This is a genomic window from Bacillus sp. FSL M7-0307 (assembly GCF_038627835.1).
Lineage (GTDB): Bacteria > Bacillota > Bacilli > Bacillales > Bacillaceae > Bacillus > Bacillus altitudinis.
The window spans coordinates 435,684-452,439 of record NZ_CP152023.1; the positions used below are offsets into that span (position 1 = coordinate 435,684).

At 43.7% G+C, this 16,756-nt stretch carries 15 protein-coding genes; 14 read left to right on the plus strand and 1 reads right to left on the minus strand.

From position 1 onward, the window contains the following. Nucleotides 1-2 precede the first annotated feature (2 nt). The 4 genes from MHI41_RS02080 (at nt 3) to MHI41_RS02095 (ending at nt 3,924) form a co-directional block, all read left to right on the plus strand. Nucleotides 3-638: a dienelactone hydrolase family protein gene (locus tag MHI41_RS02080; RefSeq protein ID WP_142153943.1), complete on the plus strand. Its 636-nt coding sequence runs from the start codon at nt 3-5 to the stop codon at nt 636-638. Then, entirely contained in the window at nt 635-1,822 is a 1,188-nt protein-coding gene (locus tag MHI41_RS02085) for an MFS transporter (RefSeq protein ID WP_272512036.1), read from the plus strand. The genes MHI41_RS02080 and MHI41_RS02085 overlap by 4 nt, the downstream gene beginning before the upstream one ends. Further along, on the plus strand, nt 1,812-2,243 hold the full coding sequence (locus MHI41_RS02090) for a hypothetical protein (RefSeq protein WP_272512035.1): 432 nt from the start codon (nt 1,812-1,814) through the stop codon (nt 2,241-2,243). The genes MHI41_RS02085 and MHI41_RS02090 overlap by 11 nt, the downstream gene beginning before the upstream one ends. A gap of 289 nt (nt 2,244-2,532) precedes the next feature. After that, entirely contained in the window at nt 2,533-3,924 is a 1,392-nt protein-coding gene (locus MHI41_RS02095; RefSeq protein ID WP_046527513.1) for an amino acid permease, read from the plus strand. A 44-nt stretch (nt 3,925-3,968) separates the two neighbouring features. Here MHI41_RS02095 and MHI41_RS02100 read toward each other — a convergent pair whose 3' ends face one another. Continuing rightward, complete coding sequence (locus tag MHI41_RS02100) at nt 3,969-5,462, minus strand: peptide MFS transporter (protein WP_008347279.1); 1,494 nt, start codon at nt 5,460-5,462, stop codon at nt 3,969-3,971. Nucleotides 5,463-5,725: 263 nt separating this feature from the next. Here MHI41_RS02100 and MHI41_RS02105 point away from each other — a divergent pair, with 263 nt between their 5' ends. The 10 genes from MHI41_RS02105 (at nt 5,726) to MHI41_RS02150 (ending at nt 16,671) form a co-directional block, all read left to right on the plus strand. Then, nucleotides 5,726-7,510: a right-handed parallel beta-helix repeat-containing protein gene (locus MHI41_RS02105; protein WP_342494494.1), complete on the plus strand. Its 1,785-nt coding sequence runs from the start codon at nt 5,726-5,728 to the stop codon at nt 7,508-7,510. A 198-nt stretch (nt 7,511-7,708) separates the two neighbouring features. Beyond that, nucleotides 7,709-9,034 carry an LLM class flavin-dependent oxidoreductase gene (locus MHI41_RS02110; protein WP_060832081.1) on the plus strand — a complete coding sequence of 442 codons (1,326 nt, stop codon included), beginning with the start codon at nt 7,709-7,711 and terminating at the stop codon, nt 9,032-9,034. A gap of 17 nt (nt 9,035-9,051) precedes the next feature. Next, nucleotides 9,052-9,555, plus strand: a complete 504-nt coding sequence (locus MHI41_RS02115) for a GNAT family N-acetyltransferase (protein ID WP_057078517.1) — start codon at nt 9,052-9,054, stop codon at nt 9,553-9,555. Between the two features lie 22 nt (nt 9,556-9,577). Then, entirely contained in the window at nt 9,578-10,372 is a 795-nt protein-coding gene (locus tag MHI41_RS02120) for an amino acid ABC transporter substrate-binding protein (RefSeq protein WP_008347268.1), read from the plus strand. Nucleotides 10,373-10,396: 24 nt separating this feature from the next. Next, complete coding sequence (locus tag MHI41_RS02125) at nt 10,397-11,071, plus strand: amino acid ABC transporter permease (RefSeq protein WP_007498163.1); 675 nt, start codon at nt 10,397-10,399, stop codon at nt 11,069-11,071. Nucleotides 11,072-11,083: 12 nt separating this feature from the next. Further along, the gene (locus MHI41_RS02130) at nt 11,084-11,830 is read left to right on the plus strand and encodes an amino acid ABC transporter ATP-binding protein (RefSeq protein WP_342494495.1); all 747 of its coding nucleotides are present in this window, start codon (nt 11,084-11,086) and stop codon (nt 11,828-11,830) included. Nucleotides 11,831-11,863: 33 nt separating this feature from the next. Then, the gene (locus MHI41_RS02135; RefSeq protein WP_113747489.1) at nt 11,864-13,021 is read left to right on the plus strand and encodes an amidohydrolase; all 1,158 of its coding nucleotides are present in this window, start codon (nt 11,864-11,866) and stop codon (nt 13,019-13,021) included. Further along, nucleotides 13,012-14,346, plus strand: a complete 1,335-nt coding sequence (locus MHI41_RS02140) for an MmgE/PrpD family protein (protein ID WP_342494496.1) — start codon at nt 13,012-13,014, stop codon at nt 14,344-14,346. The genes MHI41_RS02135 and MHI41_RS02140 overlap by 10 nt, the downstream gene beginning before the upstream one ends. Before the next feature lie 212 nt (nt 14,347-14,558). After that, nucleotides 14,559-15,254, plus strand: coding sequence for a response regulator transcription factor (locus tag MHI41_RS02145; RefSeq protein WP_144740451.1), 696 nt, complete (start codon nt 14,559-14,561; stop codon nt 15,252-15,254). Beyond that, on the plus strand, nt 15,244-16,671 hold the full coding sequence (locus MHI41_RS02150) for a HAMP domain-containing sensor histidine kinase (protein WP_073414892.1): 1,428 nt from the start codon (nt 15,244-15,246) through the stop codon (nt 16,669-16,671). The genes MHI41_RS02145 and MHI41_RS02150 overlap by 11 nt, the downstream gene beginning before the upstream one ends. The last annotated feature ends 85 nt before the right edge of the window (nt 16,672-16,756 follow it).

Genomic DNA, 16,756 nt, shown 5'->3' on the forward strand with positions numbered 1-16,756 from the left:
ATTTGCAAACATTACATCATCAACAAAAACCAGTCATTATCTTAATACATGAGATTTATGGCATAAATGATCATATGGAGACGACAATCAAATATTTTGAAAGAGCTGGTTTTGAAGTCTATTGCCCGCAGCTACTAGGTCAAATCAAACCATTTGATCGTGATAGTGAAGACGATGCTTATCGTTATTTTATGAAAGAAGTAGGTTTTGACCGATCAGTCGACACAGTCCTTCAATTAGCAAGAGAATTAAAAGCAAAAGATAAGAGTATCCGTCTTTTTGCATTAGGTTTCAGTGTGGGAGCAACAGTCGCTTGGCTATGTAGTCGATATGACGGTTTATTTACTGGAATCATCGGGTTGTATGGTTCCAGAATAAGAGATTACATGACGATTTCGCCTAAATGTGAAACGTTGTTGTTTTTTCCGACCATTGAAAATGCTTTTAAACCCTTGGAGATTGTCGAGGTTTTGGAGAAAAAGAAAGGGGTTCGTGTGAAGATGGTAGAGGGAAGACATGGATTTGCTAACCCCTATTCAGAGGCTTTTAAAGCGCCCTCTAAAGACCGCTGTTTTCAAGAAATGAGTGAATTTATAAAAGGGCAATTGAATAAAGTCAGATCGGCAGAAAGAATATGAATGCTAACAAATGGATGTCTATGCAGTTTTTTGGCTTCTTTTTCACATTTGGTATATTTGTTCCTTATTGGTCGATATGGCTTGTTGCAGATAAGAACTTCTCACCTGATCAAGCTGGGATCATTATTGCGACTGGGTTACTAACCCGAGCGATGACTACCTTTTTTCTATTTCCTTTGGCAAGTCAGTATATGGGCTTGGCTCGTTTAAATCAATGGGTGGTTTTTTTATCGGTGCTTCTTTTTGTTCTTCTTATACCGGCAAATAGCTTTTCAGCGGTCATTGTGACCACGTTCTTCATTAGTCTTCTCTATCCAATGCCTTTAGCTATGCATGAAGCGATGGCCTCTAGACTGATGAAAAAAGGAGAGATTGCTTATGGACGCAGTAGATCCTTTGGCTCTTTTGGATATATTGTAGCATTGCTGCTTATGGGGATTATGATCTCCTTATTTGGGGAAAAAGTCATTATTTATGTGATGCTTGGGGGACTGCTGCTATTTGCCTTATTGGCTTCTTTACGAGCTCCTAGTACCTTGCGAGAAAAAAATGACCCAGCGGGAATGAGCATAAAAAAACTATTTCAGTCAAAGTCATTTGTGTTTGTTCTGCTTCTTTGTGTCATCTTACAGTCGGCTCATGCTGCATATTACAGTTACGCTGTGCTTTTTTTAGGTAATTTAGGGGTACGGCCAGAATATATAGGGTTTCTTTTGTTAATAGCGGTCATCGCAGAAATTGTCTTCTTTTTCATTTCGGATTCGTTGTTTAAAAAGGGTTCAGTGACGACTTTATTGATGTTTAGTGTAACGGCATCCATTATAAGATGGGTGTCACTCTTCCTTTTTGAAGATGTGTTTATTTTCATCCTGTCCCAACTACTCCATGCCTTTACGTTTGGTCTTACTCAAGTTGCCTTTATGAAATATCTAGATAGACATATAAAAAATCAATTTTTCCCATATGCTCACGGGTTATACGCAGCTTTAGGATTAAGTCTTGGTAACGGTCTGTTAACAATTGTGAGTGGGTACTTATTTTCTATATCTCAATCCTATGCATTCTTAGGAATGGCCATTATTTGTATGCCGTGTTTTCTTTTGATTTATTTGTTGAAAGTGACTTTGAAAAATCACAATGATCATAAAAAAAGTAATGAGGAGCGACAAATGCATGCGAATTAGAAAAGAGAAGGAGTACCAAGAAGTAGATGGCCAATTCGATCAAGTGATGAAAACGGATGTGGTTCATTTTTCAAATGATCAGTCGATACAAGTGAAAATCCATCATACAGCGTCTTCACGTAGACAGGGAGTTGTTCTTTTATCAGAAAATGGTTTTATCGTAGGAGGGGGTGACAAAGTCTCTACTTTAATATTTTGGGAGAATAAGGGAAGTGATGAACATATGGTAACTTGTGTTGGAGGTACTATGAATTTATTCAATATCTGGGAAGAGGAAAGAATGCCTGGTTATCATGATAGAGGTTCGGGGATGAGAGTTGAACAAAATCAATATGGCTTTGTTTATCATTGTTATGACAGGTACACGAAAGAAAAAGATCCTTCCATGATATTCTCTATTTCCTTCTTGTCAGAAAAATAACTGAAAACCAGTGTGAAAGTCTTCAGCTAGACGCACACTGGTTTTTTTGATGGTTCACGAATTTCAAGGTGAGTCTCTTCTTTAAGTTGTGCGAACATTACTAAAATAAAGACTTTGTAACAGTGACGATAGAAGGAAGCATATTTATTATAAAAGATGTATAATTAGTAGGTTGTTTTGAAAATGGAATAATCACATGGAGACATGTTTTGATAACAGAACATCTTAGAAGAAGGAGGGCATCATTGTGGATGTTGGACAAAATCAGCCCGAACAATTGAAAAGGGCGATGACCTCCCGCCATTTATTTATGATTTCTCTTGGCGGTGTCATTGGGACAGGTTTTTTCCTTGGAACAGGCTATACGATTGGACAAGCAGGGCCAGTCGGAGCTGTTCTTTCCTATATTGTGGGCGGATTGATCATGTATTTAACCATGCTGTGTTTGGGAGAGCTGTCAGTCGCGCTTCCTGTGTCGGGGTCTTTTCATACGTATGCGACGAAATTTGTGAGTCCTGCAGCAGGATTTGCTGTTGGCTGGATTTATTGGCTTGGCTGGGCAGCCACCGTGGCGCTGGAATTTTTATCAGCAGGGCAGCTGATGAGACGCTGGCTTCCACAAGTGGATGTGTGGATTTGGTGTCTCATATTTGGGCTGTGTTTGTTCTTATTAAATGCCAGGTCAGCGAAAGCGTTCGGGGAGTCGGAGTTTTTCTTTTCAACCATTAAGATTGTCGCCATCTTACTATTTATTGGCGTAGGCGGAGCGGCGATGTTTGGTTTTATTCAAACGACGAGCGGGGAACCGGCTCCTTACTTTAGTCATTTTGTGAGTGATGGGCTGTTTCCGAATGGCTTGCTCGCAGTAGTCGTCACGATGATCACGGTGAATTTTTCGTTTCAAGGAACGGAGCTGATCGGGATTGCGGCAGGAGAAAGTGAAAATCCAGAGAAAACCGTGCCTCGCTCGATTCATCAGACGGTTTGGCGCACACTTGTCTTTTTCGTTTTATCTATTTTTGTCTTAGCGGGTATGGTGCCTTGGAAAGAAGCGAGTGTGCTGCAAAGCCCATTTGTCACTGTGTTTGAGAGAACGGGCATTCCTTATGCGGCAGATATCATGAACTTTGTCATTATCATTGCTTTATTATCTGTGGCGAACTCTGGCCTATATGCCTCTACGAGAATGCTGTACTCTTTGTCGAAGGAAGGAATGGCAGGCAAGGCGTTTAGACGAGTCAATCAGCGGGGCATCCCGATGAATGCCTTACTGCTCACTTTCCTGTTTACAGGTATTTCATTATTATCAGGCTTCTTTGCAGAGAAAACCGTTTTTGCTTGGATCGTGTCTATTGCAGGCATGAGCGCCCAAACCGGCTGGATTACGATTACATTATCACAACTGCTTTTCCGCAGAAGATATTTGAAAGCAGGCGGGAAGCTGGAAAACCTAAAATTTAAAACCCCTCTTTATCCGGTACTGCCGATCATTGCGATCACGCTGAACTCGATTGTGCTAATCAGTCTTGCCTTTGATGCGGAGCAGCGGATTGGGCTGTATGTCGGCGTACCGCTCATGATCATTGGATATGTTGTCTATCACCGCTATGTGAAAAAACATCAGGTGAAAAGTGAACCGCTCCAGTTGCAAATCCACGGAGATGATGAGATTCGGTTTTAATTCAAAAAAAGAAGCCTTCCCATTTGGGAGGCTTCTTTTTCAATTTAATGCACGCCTTTCATCGCTTTCTTAATCACCGGTGTAAGCAGAAGCATAACGCCACATAAAACGATGGCGAGCATGCCGATGATCCCGAAATAGACGGTTTCTGGCACTTTATCAAACAGCTTGACCACTTGCGCATTAATCGCCTGTGCCATTGCATTGGAAAGGAACCAAAGGCTCATCGTTTGCGCTGAGAAGGCAGCAGGTGCCAGTTTTGTTGTCGCTGACAGCCCAACTGGTGATAAGCAAAGCTCTCCGATGACGACAAGGAAGAAGCTTAAAACGAGCCATAGTGGGCTTACAAGTGTATGTGGTCCAGACATGTAAGCAGGAATGATCATGATGATAAAGGATAATCCTGCGAACAGAAGGCCAAGTGAGAATTTAATCGGGGTAGACGGCTGTTTCTTACCGAGTCTGACCCATAACCAAGCAAATACTGGTGATAGGAGCACAATAAAGATTGGGTTCAATGATTGGAACCAAGAAGAGGCTAATGTCATGCCAAGGAAATTCAAGTTTGTTCGCTGATCTGCATATGTGGCTAAAATATTTGAGCCTTGTTCTTGAATGGCCCAGAACATCACCGCAGCTAGGAACAATGGAATATAAGCGAGGACCCTCGACTGCTCCACTGCACTCGTTTTTTTACTAAAATACATCACAATAAAATAAACAATTGGAATCAGCACACCAAGGACACTGACAAACCAAGTGAATAGATTAATCGTGAGCGCTCCTGTTTGAATGCCGATGACAGCAAAAACAGCAAGTACAATCACGATCAATGTACCGAAAATTTTGAAGTTCTTGCGTTCAGCAGCTGATAGTGGATTTGTGACATAAGTGCCGGCAAGTCCAAGATTCGGCTTTTTCGTGATGACAAACGTAATCAGTCCAACAAGCATACCAACGGCAGCGAGTGAGAAACCAAGGTGGAAATTCACTTTTTGACCGAGTGTTCCGACAATTAATGGGGCGATAAAACCACCCATGTTGATCCCCATATAGAAAATACTGAATCCAGAATCCCTGCGAGGGTCTGTTTTTGTATACAGGTCACCGACTATGTTTGACACGTTCGGCTTTAGGAGACCTGTCCCAATAATAATCAGCCCCATACTAATAAAGAGCGCTGTTGCTCCGCTAGGCAGTGCCAAAATGACATGACCAAGCATAATGAATACCCCGCCATAAAAGACCGTACTGGACGAACCAAATACCCGGTCGGCAAGCCATCCGCCAATAATGCCTGACATATAGACAAGGGCACCGTAGACAGACATGATCGAATTAGCGGTTGTTTGGTCGAAGCCGAGACCGCCTTTTGTCACCTCTGTGTACATATAATAAATAAGCAGTGCACGCATGCCATAATAAGAAAAACGCTCCCAAAATTCAGTGAAAAACAGTGTGTAAAGTCCTTTAGGATGTCCAAAAAACCCTTTTTGAGGAACACTTTTAACAATTTTATCGTGGTCAATTGTAGACATGGCATAGATCCTTTCTTAAAAAAAGAGATATGAGAAAAATGATATTCTTGTATAGTTCTTGTGTCAATATAAAACTATTCTAAAACAGGAAAATGTTAGTTCAATAGGCGTAAAGACTCAAAAAGATGAAAAATTCGCTCAAGTGAAAATCATCGGAAAGTTATTCCAGAAGAATTTATATAAAATTTGAAATATCGTACAAGCAAACCTTTCCCACATGCATAGGATGACAAGAGGACATGTGTAAAAAGGAGGGGTTTTCATTGGGGGATGTAAATGAATCTGATCTGAAGAAACCCGTTGTCAATGTATTAGACTTTGGCGTGATTGCTGACGGGAAAACGGACTGTACCGCCAAACTCAACGAATGCCTAGAATGGACAAAAGCACAGGGCTACTCCCACGTCTGGCTGCCGAGTGGAACGTATGTCATAGATGCGGTGTATAGGGGAGATCGATTTTTCCCTTTTCGTAATGCCGGTATACGAGTGCCAAGTCATATTTGTATTGAGATGGCATCAGATGCCGTCATCAAAGTGAAACCAAATGATTCGTGGGGATATGCAGCCTTTTATATAGGAGAGGTAGAGCATGTGACCATTCGGGGTGGACGGATTGAAGGCGACCGTGATGAGCATGTGTACAAGTCACTCCCGCCAGAAAGAAAAACACATGAATGGGGCTTCGGGGTGTGTATTGAAGGTGCTTCCCATGTGAATATCGATCGTGTTCAAATAATCAATTGTACGGGAGACGGTATCATTGTCAGTCCTCACGGTTTATTGACCCATATCGAATCGTACTCGCCTGCTTCGTCTATTCATATTTCTGGCTGCACCATCACTGACTCAAGGCGAAACAATATGTCTATTACAGGCTGTGATGGTGTCATTGTGGAAGACTGTTTGCTTGAAAGGGCAGGGGTAAACGGGGTCGAGCCAAAAATGGGCATTGATATTGAAGGATACGGGGAGAATACGACCAACCTGGAAGAGCCGCTAAATATTCAGATTCGAAACAACATTGTCAGAGGCGGCGCAGCAAGCTCTATCTATAATTACAACGGCTATGGTGTGATCATTGAAGGCAATCAAACGGACAGCAGTATCTCCTATGGCTTCGCCACTGAAACGATCATTGCGAATAATTTGATTCGTGCAGTGGGAGGGGGCGTGACAAAAGCAGGGATTACGAGTTTAGGAGTGCCGCTTGATCAATCGGAAAACAATGTGATCATTATTGGCAATATGATTGAAGGATTTGAAAAGGGGATTGATGTGAGGGGAGACAGCGTGCACATCACAGGTAATAAAATCAGTCTTTTTGAAGATGCGGCTGTGTCTGTCTATATGGCCAATCGTATTTTAATAGAAGGAAATCATATTGAGTCAGGGACAAACACACGGCTTAGAAGTGCATCGCTGCGTATTTATCAATCAGACAGCATTGTCTTTTCAAACAATACCGTCTACTCTGTCATCGATGCGGCGATGGTCAGAGGAACGAATATTCTCATTCAGCATAATCAATTCAAGGAATTCAGCCGAGGGATATGGGTGCAGGAGGGAGAAGCGGGGATCAACGGCAATCACTTTATTCAAGAAGGACATTCACAGCTCGCATCATCGTATACGATCAGCGTGACAGGAAATGCAAAGGCTTTCATTTGGCAGAATCGTTTTAAGCATTATCAAAACTACGCCGTTTACAGCAATTCGACCGCTCCTTTAGAGATTAAAGACAATTCCTTTGAAGAAACGTCCTTATATGTGGTGATGTATATTAAAAATGGCTCACCCCAAATTGGTGATAACCGCTTTTATTTAAATCGTTCAATCGGACAGCCGACAGCCGTTTTTCTTGATGAGGTTGTCTCAGCACGTGTGCTGCGGAATAACATCATTAATCTCTCTCCTCAAAAAGCGATTGCCGTCCGCACCATATCTTCCACTCATTCGGTGATTGCCCATAACGTACTGGAGCGCAGTCAACTGATGACACACTCTACGGACCGGCTCATCGGAAATATTGAAATTGATCCGTCGTAAACCCCTGTAAAACCCTTTTTTTGGAGGTTCAGAAGGCGGTTGACAATCATGTAAAAAGGGCATATAGTAATAATTATTTTTCATTTTTCACAACATTTGCCCTTTTTTTATGGATAAAACCGATTAATTCAATCAGAAAAATGTATCTTGTAAAAAGAACTGCTTGATACAGGAAGATATAGAAAGGATGAAGAACAAGTGTCACAGCCGAAACGGAAGCTCAAGCTAGGCGTATTCATCGCAGGAACTGGACATCATGTCGCCTCTTGGAGACATCCGAAAGCAGTACCAGACGCAGCCATGAATCTTGATTACTTTAAACAATTAGCGAAAAAGGCAGAGGAAGGGAAGCTGGATTTGCTCTTTTTAGCCGACAGCTTATCAATTAATCATACATCTCATCCAAATGTATTAACGAGATTTGAACCGCTCACCCTGCTTTCTTCGATTGCAGAGTCTACCTCAACAATTGGTTTAGCAGCAACAGCATCAACTACATACAGTGAGCCATTCCATATAGCGAGACAGTTTGCCTCACTCGATCATTTATCAGGCGGACGAGCGGCATGGAATGTGGTCACATCTTCTATTGAAGAAACAGCGAAAAATTTTAGCGGAGAAGAGCATTTAGCGCACCACAAACGATACGAGCGAGCTGAAGAATTCGTCGATGTCGTCAAAGGTCTGTGGGATTCTTGGGAAGAGGACGCACTTGTCAGAAACCAAGAAACAGGAGAATTCTTTGAGTCTAGTAAGCTTCATGAGCTGCAGCACAAAGGTGAATTCTTCTCAGTACGGGGTCCGCTTAACGTATCACGCACCCCTCAAGGACAGCCGGTGATCATTCAAGCAGGGTCTTCTGAAGATGGTCAAAAGCTTGCGGCTAAAACGGCTGAGCTTATTTTTACGGCACAAAACGATCTCGACAAAGCGAAGGAATTTTACCAAAGCTTGAAGGGGAAAGTAGAGGCTGCTGGACGAGCTAGAGAGGATGTCAGCATCATGCCGGGCATCTTCCCAATCATTGCCGATACAGTAGAAGAGGCAAAAGCGAAGTATGAAGAATTACAAGAGCTGATTGTTCCAGAGATCGGCCTTAGCATTTTACAAAACTACTTAGGGGGTATTGATCTTTCGCAGTATCCACTAGACGGACCGCTTCCAGAGATTGATCCAAGCGCATCAAATGCCGTGAAAAGCCGCTTTGACCTTGTGATGAATATGGCGAGAAAGGACAACCTGACCATTCGCCAGCTCTACCAATCTGTTGCAGGTTCCCGTGGGCACCATATCTTCATTGGAACACCAGAGCAGCTAGCAGATGTGATGGAGACATGGCTCGTTGAGGAAGCAGCCGACGGTTTTAACGTGATGCCGCCATTATTGCCAGAAGGACTTGATGCCTTCGTAGATCGCGTCGTTCCGATCCTTCAGGAAAGAGGCCTGTTCAAAACAGAATACACAGGACAAACTTTACGAGAAAATCTCGGATTAAAACAGCCAAAAAATCGCTACACGACATAAAGGTGAGGTGACTAACGTTGGGATATACGTTTCGTCTGGCAACTGAGGAAGATATAGAAGCGCTGCTTGAACTGACAACAAGAGCCTATGAGCCGATTCGTGAGCTCGGCATCCAGTTCCAAGCAGCACATGCAGATGTCGCCCTCGTTCAGAAAAATGTACAAAAGAACCTTTGCTATGTATTGGAAGAAAACGGAGAGCTTCTCTCCACCTTATCACTCCGTATGCCTTGGGGAGAACAGCCAGGACCATTCGGCGTTCCGCATATATGGTGGTTTGCTTCAGAACCAGCGGCAAAAAAAGGCACAGGCTCAGCCTTGCTTGAGTGGGTTGAAACGGAAGTGCTAAGGGACACACTAAAGGTACCGTATGTCTCTCTCGGGACAGCTGATAAGCATCCGTGGCTCATGGACATGTATGAGCGTAAAGGCTATGTCAGAGCAGGTGAAAAGGATTTAGGCAAAGGTCATATCACCATTTACTTTAAAAAACAATTAAGATCAGATATTACACAACCATAAGAGGAAAGAAGGGTGTACGAACATGAAAAACAAAAAGTGGCTAGTTGTTTTATTTGCGGCAATGCTTGCGGTGTTAGCAGCATGCGGCGGGGGCAATCAGAGTGAAGGCAAAGACGAAAAAGTGCTTAAAGTGGGCGCTACAGGCCAAAGCTATCCATTTGCTTATAAAGAAAACGGCAAACTAGTAGGATTTGATGTCGAAGTCACAGAAGCCATTGCGAAAAAACTAGGCTACAAACTAGACTGGCAGCTGAGTGAATTCAGCGGACTGATGGGACAGCTGACATCTGGTAAGCTGGATACCGTATCAAACCAAGTTGCGATTACAGATGAGCGTAAACAAACGTTCAACTTTACAGATACGTATGCATACGCAGGAACACAAATCATTGTCAAGAAGGACAACAAGGACATTAAAGGACTTGACGACTTAAAAGGAAAAACGGTGGCGGCTGTTCTTGGCTCAAACCATGCCAAAAACCTAGAGAGCAAAGACCCAGACAAGAAAATCAACATCAAAACATATGAAACACAAGACGGTGTCTTAAATGAAGTTGCAAATGGCCGTGTAGATGCTTACGTCAACGGACGCAGTGTCTTGTTAGCTCAAATTGAAAAAACAGGACTTCCACTCAAAATCGTCGGCAACCCAATCGTATATGAAGAAGTCGGCTACCCATTTGCCAAAGATGAAAAGCACGACAAGCTAAGAGAAGAATTCAATAAAGCGATCAAAGAATTAAGAGAAGACGGAACACTGAAGAAATTGTCTGAGAAATATTTCAAAGACGATGTCACAGTGCCGATTAAAAAATAACAACAGCGGCGGTGAAAAGCAGACATGAATCACATTGATTGGCAGTATATGGTGACGGTTTTTCCAACCTTGATTCAATACTTGCCGATAACGATCTTCATGGCGATTGTCTCCATGGTATTTGCCATTATCATTGGTGTGGTATTCGCGCTTATAACGAAAAACCGGATACCTGTCTTATACCAATTTGCCAAGCTGTATATTTCTTTTTTCAGAGCGGTTCCAACTTTGGTTCAGCTCTTTCTCATTTATTTTGGTCTTCCGCAGCTATTCCCTGCGATGACCTCAATGGATGCTCTAACAGCGGTCATTATCGGTTTAAGTATTAAAAACTCAGCGTACTTAGCAGAAATTTTTAGAGCGGCTCTTAATTCAGTGGATGAAGGGCAGCTTGAGGCCTGTTTATCTGTCGGCATGACAAGATGGCAGTCTTACGTCAGAATTATTTTCCCGCAGGCCGTCAGAAATGCCATTCCAGCGACGGGGAATACCTTTATTGGTCTTTTAAAAGAAACATCGCTTGCCTTTACCATTGGGGTGGCAGAAATGTTTGCGCAAGGGAAAATGATTGCATCGGCCAACTATAAGTACTTTGAAACGTATTTAGCGGTTGGCATTGTGTATTGGGTGCTCACCATCATTTATAGTTTCCTGCAAGACCTATTTGAACGAAAAATCAGCAAACCTTACCGGAATTAAGGAGGTGTGGACATGATCAAGCTCACCAATTTGAAAAAATCATTCGGCGACCTTGTCGTCTTAGACGGAATCAATCTCGACGTGCAAAAAGGGCAGGTTGTGGCCATTATCGGACCTTCTGGCTCCGGTAAATCAACATTGCTGCGCTGTCTAAATCTATTAGAAATTCCAGACGAAGGCACGATTGAAATTGGCGATGCGAAGCTGAATGCGTCTAAATATACACGTAAAGAAGCCCATCACCTGCGTCAGCAAACGGCCATGGTGTTTCAAAACTATAATTTATTCAAAAACAAAACAGCCTTGCAAAACATTACAGAGTCACTGCTTGTGACGAAAAAAATGACCAAACAGCAGGCAAATGAAATCGGCATGGAGCTATTGAAACAAGTAGGGCTAGAACAAAAAGCGGACAGCTATCCGGTTACACTATCCGGCGGTCAGCAGCAGCGGATCGGCATTGCCCGTGCGTTAGCGGTCGATCCACATGCGATTTTGCTGGATGAACCAACGTCAGCACTAGATCCAGAGCTTGTCTCAGGTGTGCTTCAAGTGATTAAATCCATTGCCATTCAAGAAACAACGATGATCATCGTGACACATGAAATGGCGTTTGCAAGAGAAGTAGCAGATCATGTGATTTTTATGGCAGATGGTCATATCATTGAGCAGGGAACGCCAACCGAACTATTTGACGAAACGAAGAATGAACGAACAAAACGATTTATCCAAAAAGAAGCAGCGGCTGAAGAAGCATAAGCTGCTTTTTACTCTTTAGAGGGGTGAGTATCAGTGAAATCATTAGGAAATGAAGCTTTAAACAAACGTTTAATTAACATACGCCGAGCGCTTCATGAGCATCCAGAGCTGGCATTTGAAGAGTATGAAACGACAAAAAAACTACGAGGCTGGTTACAAGAGGAAGGGATCACAGTGCTCGATTTCCCAGATCTTCAAACAGGAGTCGTTTGTGAAATCAAAGGAGAACAAGAGGGACCAACGATTGCTCTGAGAGCCGATATTGACGCACTTCCAATTGAAGAGGCATCTGGTGAACCATTTTCTTCAAAGATACAAGGGAAAATGCATGCATGCGGCCATGATTTCCATACCGCTTCGATTTTTGGTGCGGCCGTCCTATTAAACGAACGGAAACATGAGCTCAAGGGAACAGTGCGCATTTTGTTCCAGCCGGCTGAGGAAGTGGCGCAAGGAGCGAAACACGTCATAGAGGCGGGCGTCTTAAATGGAGTGGATGCGATATTTGGTATGCACAATAAACCTAACCTGCCAGTTGGCACCATCGGGATAAGAGAAAAAGCATTAATGGCGAGCGTCGATCGGTTTGAAATTGACATTAAAGGAACGGGTGGTCATGCTGGAATTCCAAATCACACAATTGATCCGATTGCCATCAGCGGTCAGATCACAAGCGCCCTACAGCAAATTGTCAGCCGCCGCATCAGTTCTTTGCATCATGCGGTTGTCAGCATCACACGTATTCAAGGTGGCACATCATGGAATGTGATACCTGATCGCGTCGAGATGGAAGGGACCGTTCGGACGTTTGAACCTGAAGTGAGAGCGATGATTCCAGATCTCATGAAACAAATCGTGAGCGGTATCGCAGAAGGGTTTGGCGCAAAGGCAGAAGTGAAATGGCATCCGTATTTGCCTTCTGTGATGAATGACGAGCGTTTGACAAAGGTTGTGGAAGAAACGGCAGGAGCGCTTGATCTCGCAGTAGTAGAGGCAGAGCAGTCACCAGGCGGAGAAGACTTTGCTCTTTACCAAGAGCGCATTCCAGGCTTTTTCGTATGGATGGGGACGAGCGGTACCGAGGAGTGGCATCATCCTGCCTTTACGTTAAATGAAGAGGCAATCCCAGTCGCTGCTGCTTTCTTCTCCGAGCTTGCGGTTCGGGCGTTGGAGTTAAGAACATGGAACTAACGAAACAGCTCGCAGAGGCAGTGCTTTCTGCTGATCCGTTGCAAGATCAACAGGCCGTTCAAATGGCTCGAAACGGTCTGTTAGACGCTGCGGCAGCAGCGCTTGCTGCAAAAGAGGATGAAGGGATTCAGAAGCTCATGGCGCTGGTGGAACAAGAAGGCGGCGCGGCTCAAATTCCCGTCATTGGACAAGGGAAGAAGGTCAGCCGCCAAGCAGCAGCCATGCTAAATGGCTACCTGATTCACGCCCTTGATTATGATGATGTGCATTCTGATGTGAGAGGACACCCAAGTGCGGTGATCATTCCGGCCTTGCTTTCCCAGCTGACCAACGGGGAGGCGTACGGTGATCGATTTCTAGCAGCCTACATTACTGGCGTCGAAGTGATGGCAAGGCTAGGTGAATCCATCGGCAAATCGCATTATGAGCGGGGCTGGCATAATACCGGAACTCTCGGAGCCATTGCAGCGGTCTGTGCGATTGGTTATTTGAAACAAGTTTCACAGAAAGAGCTGGCGAAAGCGATCGGCTTTGCAGGTGCGCAATCAGCTGGAATGCGAAAGCAGTTTGGGGCTGATATGAAACCATTACAAGCTGGCCTCGCCGCTAAAACAGCCGTATGGTCCATGGATTTAGCTTGCTCAGGTTTTGGCGGGAGTGAATCGCTTCTGGATGGAGAGCTGGGCTTCTTTTCTCTCTATGGGGATCAGAAGCTAGCGGAAAGACGTATGCTAGAAGACTACGGCACTGCGTGGCGTATCGTGTCACCAGGTCTATGGTTTAAAGTGTATCCGTTCTGTTCAGCGGCGCATCATGCAGCCGATGCGATCGAGTCATTAGTACAAGAACACTCTTCCTTACAGGGGAAGATCGAACAGGTCGACGTCATGTTTCCGCCTGGCGGAGATGCCGCACTCACGGAGCGGACACCTTTGACGGGAGAAGAGGGACGATTTAGTGTCGAGTATGTCATCGCACTAGCGGTGTTTGGACAACCTTTATCACTGGATGCTTTTACGAAAAAAGCCATTTCACCAGAGCTGCGGACATGGATGAAGCGGGTAAATAGAGTATATGATCAAACGATAAAACCCCATCCAGACGCAGTGCCAAAAGGGCGATTTACGATTGTAAAGCTCAACTTATCTGACGGGTCCACCATCAGCAAACGGGTCGATATCCCTCGGGGAGCACCAGGCTGTGCGTTATCGACAGAAGACATCATACAAAAGTTAAGCAGCGTCACCAGCACATCTCAGGCAAAGCAGCTTTTACAGGCGGTTGAAGAGGGGAATGACGCTGCTTACTTGCAACTGCTGGCATGACAAGGAAAAGGGCTCATCAATAAGATGAGCTTTTTTTCATAACAAAAATCAATGAGGTTCACCTCGACACCCAGCTCCATCAAAAAGTATGAATAAAAGATGACCAAAGCATGATAAGTTCATGAAATCGTATCAATCCAATTGAGATTTGAGAAGGAACATGTAAAATAAAGCTACATAAAGAAAAACAAAGGCAACAGCGGAGGCTGATGATGAAAATATTAATGATTGAAGATAACCAGAGTGTTTGTACAATGACGGATATGTTTTTTCAACGAGAAGGATTTCAAGCGGAATTCGTCCATGATGGATTAGAAGGATTGAATCGATTTAAGCAAGAGGAGGATTGGGATCTGCTCATCTTAGATGTCATGCTTCCTTCAATGGATGGTCTGACCATTTGTCAAAAAGTCCGCCAGATTAGTGATGTTCCGATTATTATGCTGACAGCAAAGGAAACGGAATCTGATCAGGTGCTGGGCTTCGATCTTGGGGCAGATGATTATGTGACAAAACCCTTTAGTCCGCTCACCTTAATGGCAAGAATCAAAGCAGTGAAACGACGTTTTGCTCAAACAACATCTACTCAAGAAGGAGCGAAAGAGGATAAACGGCTGGAGACCGAACATTTTCAGTTAGATAAAAAAACGAGAGAAGTGTTTCTAGAGGGGAAACGGATCGAAAATTTAACGCCAAAGGAATACGATTTGCTGTGCTTTTTTATACAGCATCCTCGGCAAGTATTTTCACGAGAACAATTGCTTGAGCAAATTTGGGGATACCAATTTTATGGTGATGAACGAACGGTTGATGTTCATATTAAGCGGTTGCGCCAAAAAATCGGAGACGGACCTAAGCCCTTTCTGTATACGGTATGGGGCGTAGGGTATAAGTTCGATGAAGATTAAATATTTTTACCAGTTGCTGATTAGTCACCTTGGGTTATTGCTCATTGCCATCATTATTATCAGCACCCTCATGTCTCATTTTGTAAAAGATATTGCCTATCAAAACAGAGTAGATGAAATGAGTTCTTATGGGAATGAAATTTTGCAGAATTTTAAACAGCTGCCAAAAACCGAGATGGTTTTCCGCCTGCGTCCATTTGAAGATATTCTCTCGACAAGACAAATTCGCTTTTTCGTGTTTGATGAGAAAGGGGATGTTTTGTCTCAGCAGCAAGGGATGCCACCGCATGAAGCTTTGTTGACAAAAGATTTATGGGCCAAGCTCTCAAAAGGAGAGCAAATCATTGTCAAGCGGAGTGATTCACGCCGTCTTGATCAAGAAGCATCGCTTGTGGCACTTCCTGTGATGGAGGACGGAGAGCTAAAAGGCGGTGTCGTTCTCATTGCCCCTATCCAAGGAGCGGAAGAGCTGATTGCTCAGATGAATCGTTATCTGTATATCATCGTGTTTGTGGCACTGACAATTACCTTTATTCTCAGTCTGTTTTTGTCTAAATTTCATGTGAACCGAATCAAAAAACTGAGAGAGGCAACAGAGAAGATCGCTCAAGGCGATTACAACATCAATCTTGAAAACAAACACCTTGATGAAATTGGTACACTCAGTGAGGATTTTAATATGATGGCCAAACGCCTCCAACGATCAAGAGAGGAAATTGACCGGCTCGAAAAGCGTAGGCGACAATTCATTGCGGATGTGTCTCACGAATTGAAAACACCGTTGACGACCATTCGAGGATTGGTCGAATGGCTGAATACTGCGGATGTGCCGGCAGAAGAGAAAGAGAAATGCTATGCGCTCATCACTGATGAGACAAAACGAATGCTGCGTCTCGTCAATGAAAATATGGATTATGAGAAAATCAGGTCGAATCAAATCACCCTTCAAAAATTTCACTATCCACTCATTGATACGTTTGAAGTGATTAAGGAGCAGCTGAGCCGAATGGCTGAAGAGAAAAACAATCAGCTCATTGTAGAGGTTCACCCTGAACAAAAGGTGTACGCAGATTATGACCGGCTCATTCAAATCCTCGTCAACATCACAAAGAACGCCATTCAATTTACAGAAGGCGGTCGTATTTCTTTGAGAGGGAAAGAAGAGAATGGGGAAACGATCATTGAAGTAGAAGACACGGGAATCGGCATTGCACCTGAAGAAGTCAAACACATTTGGGAACGTTTTTATAAAGCGGATATTTCGAGAACGAATACACCATATGGAGAATACGGACTTGGCTTGTCTATTGTCAAGCAGCTTGTGGACTTGCATGAAGGACATATCGATTTAAAAAGCGAAAAACATAAGGGAACAACATTTATCATTCGTTTACCGCTACCACAAGAAAAGGGCTAAACTCCGTTTAGCCTCAGCGTGTAGACAAACCCTCGCATTCGGTGTCAGTCCTGCGTGCCGGTGCTCACGAATGCGAAATTCGCTC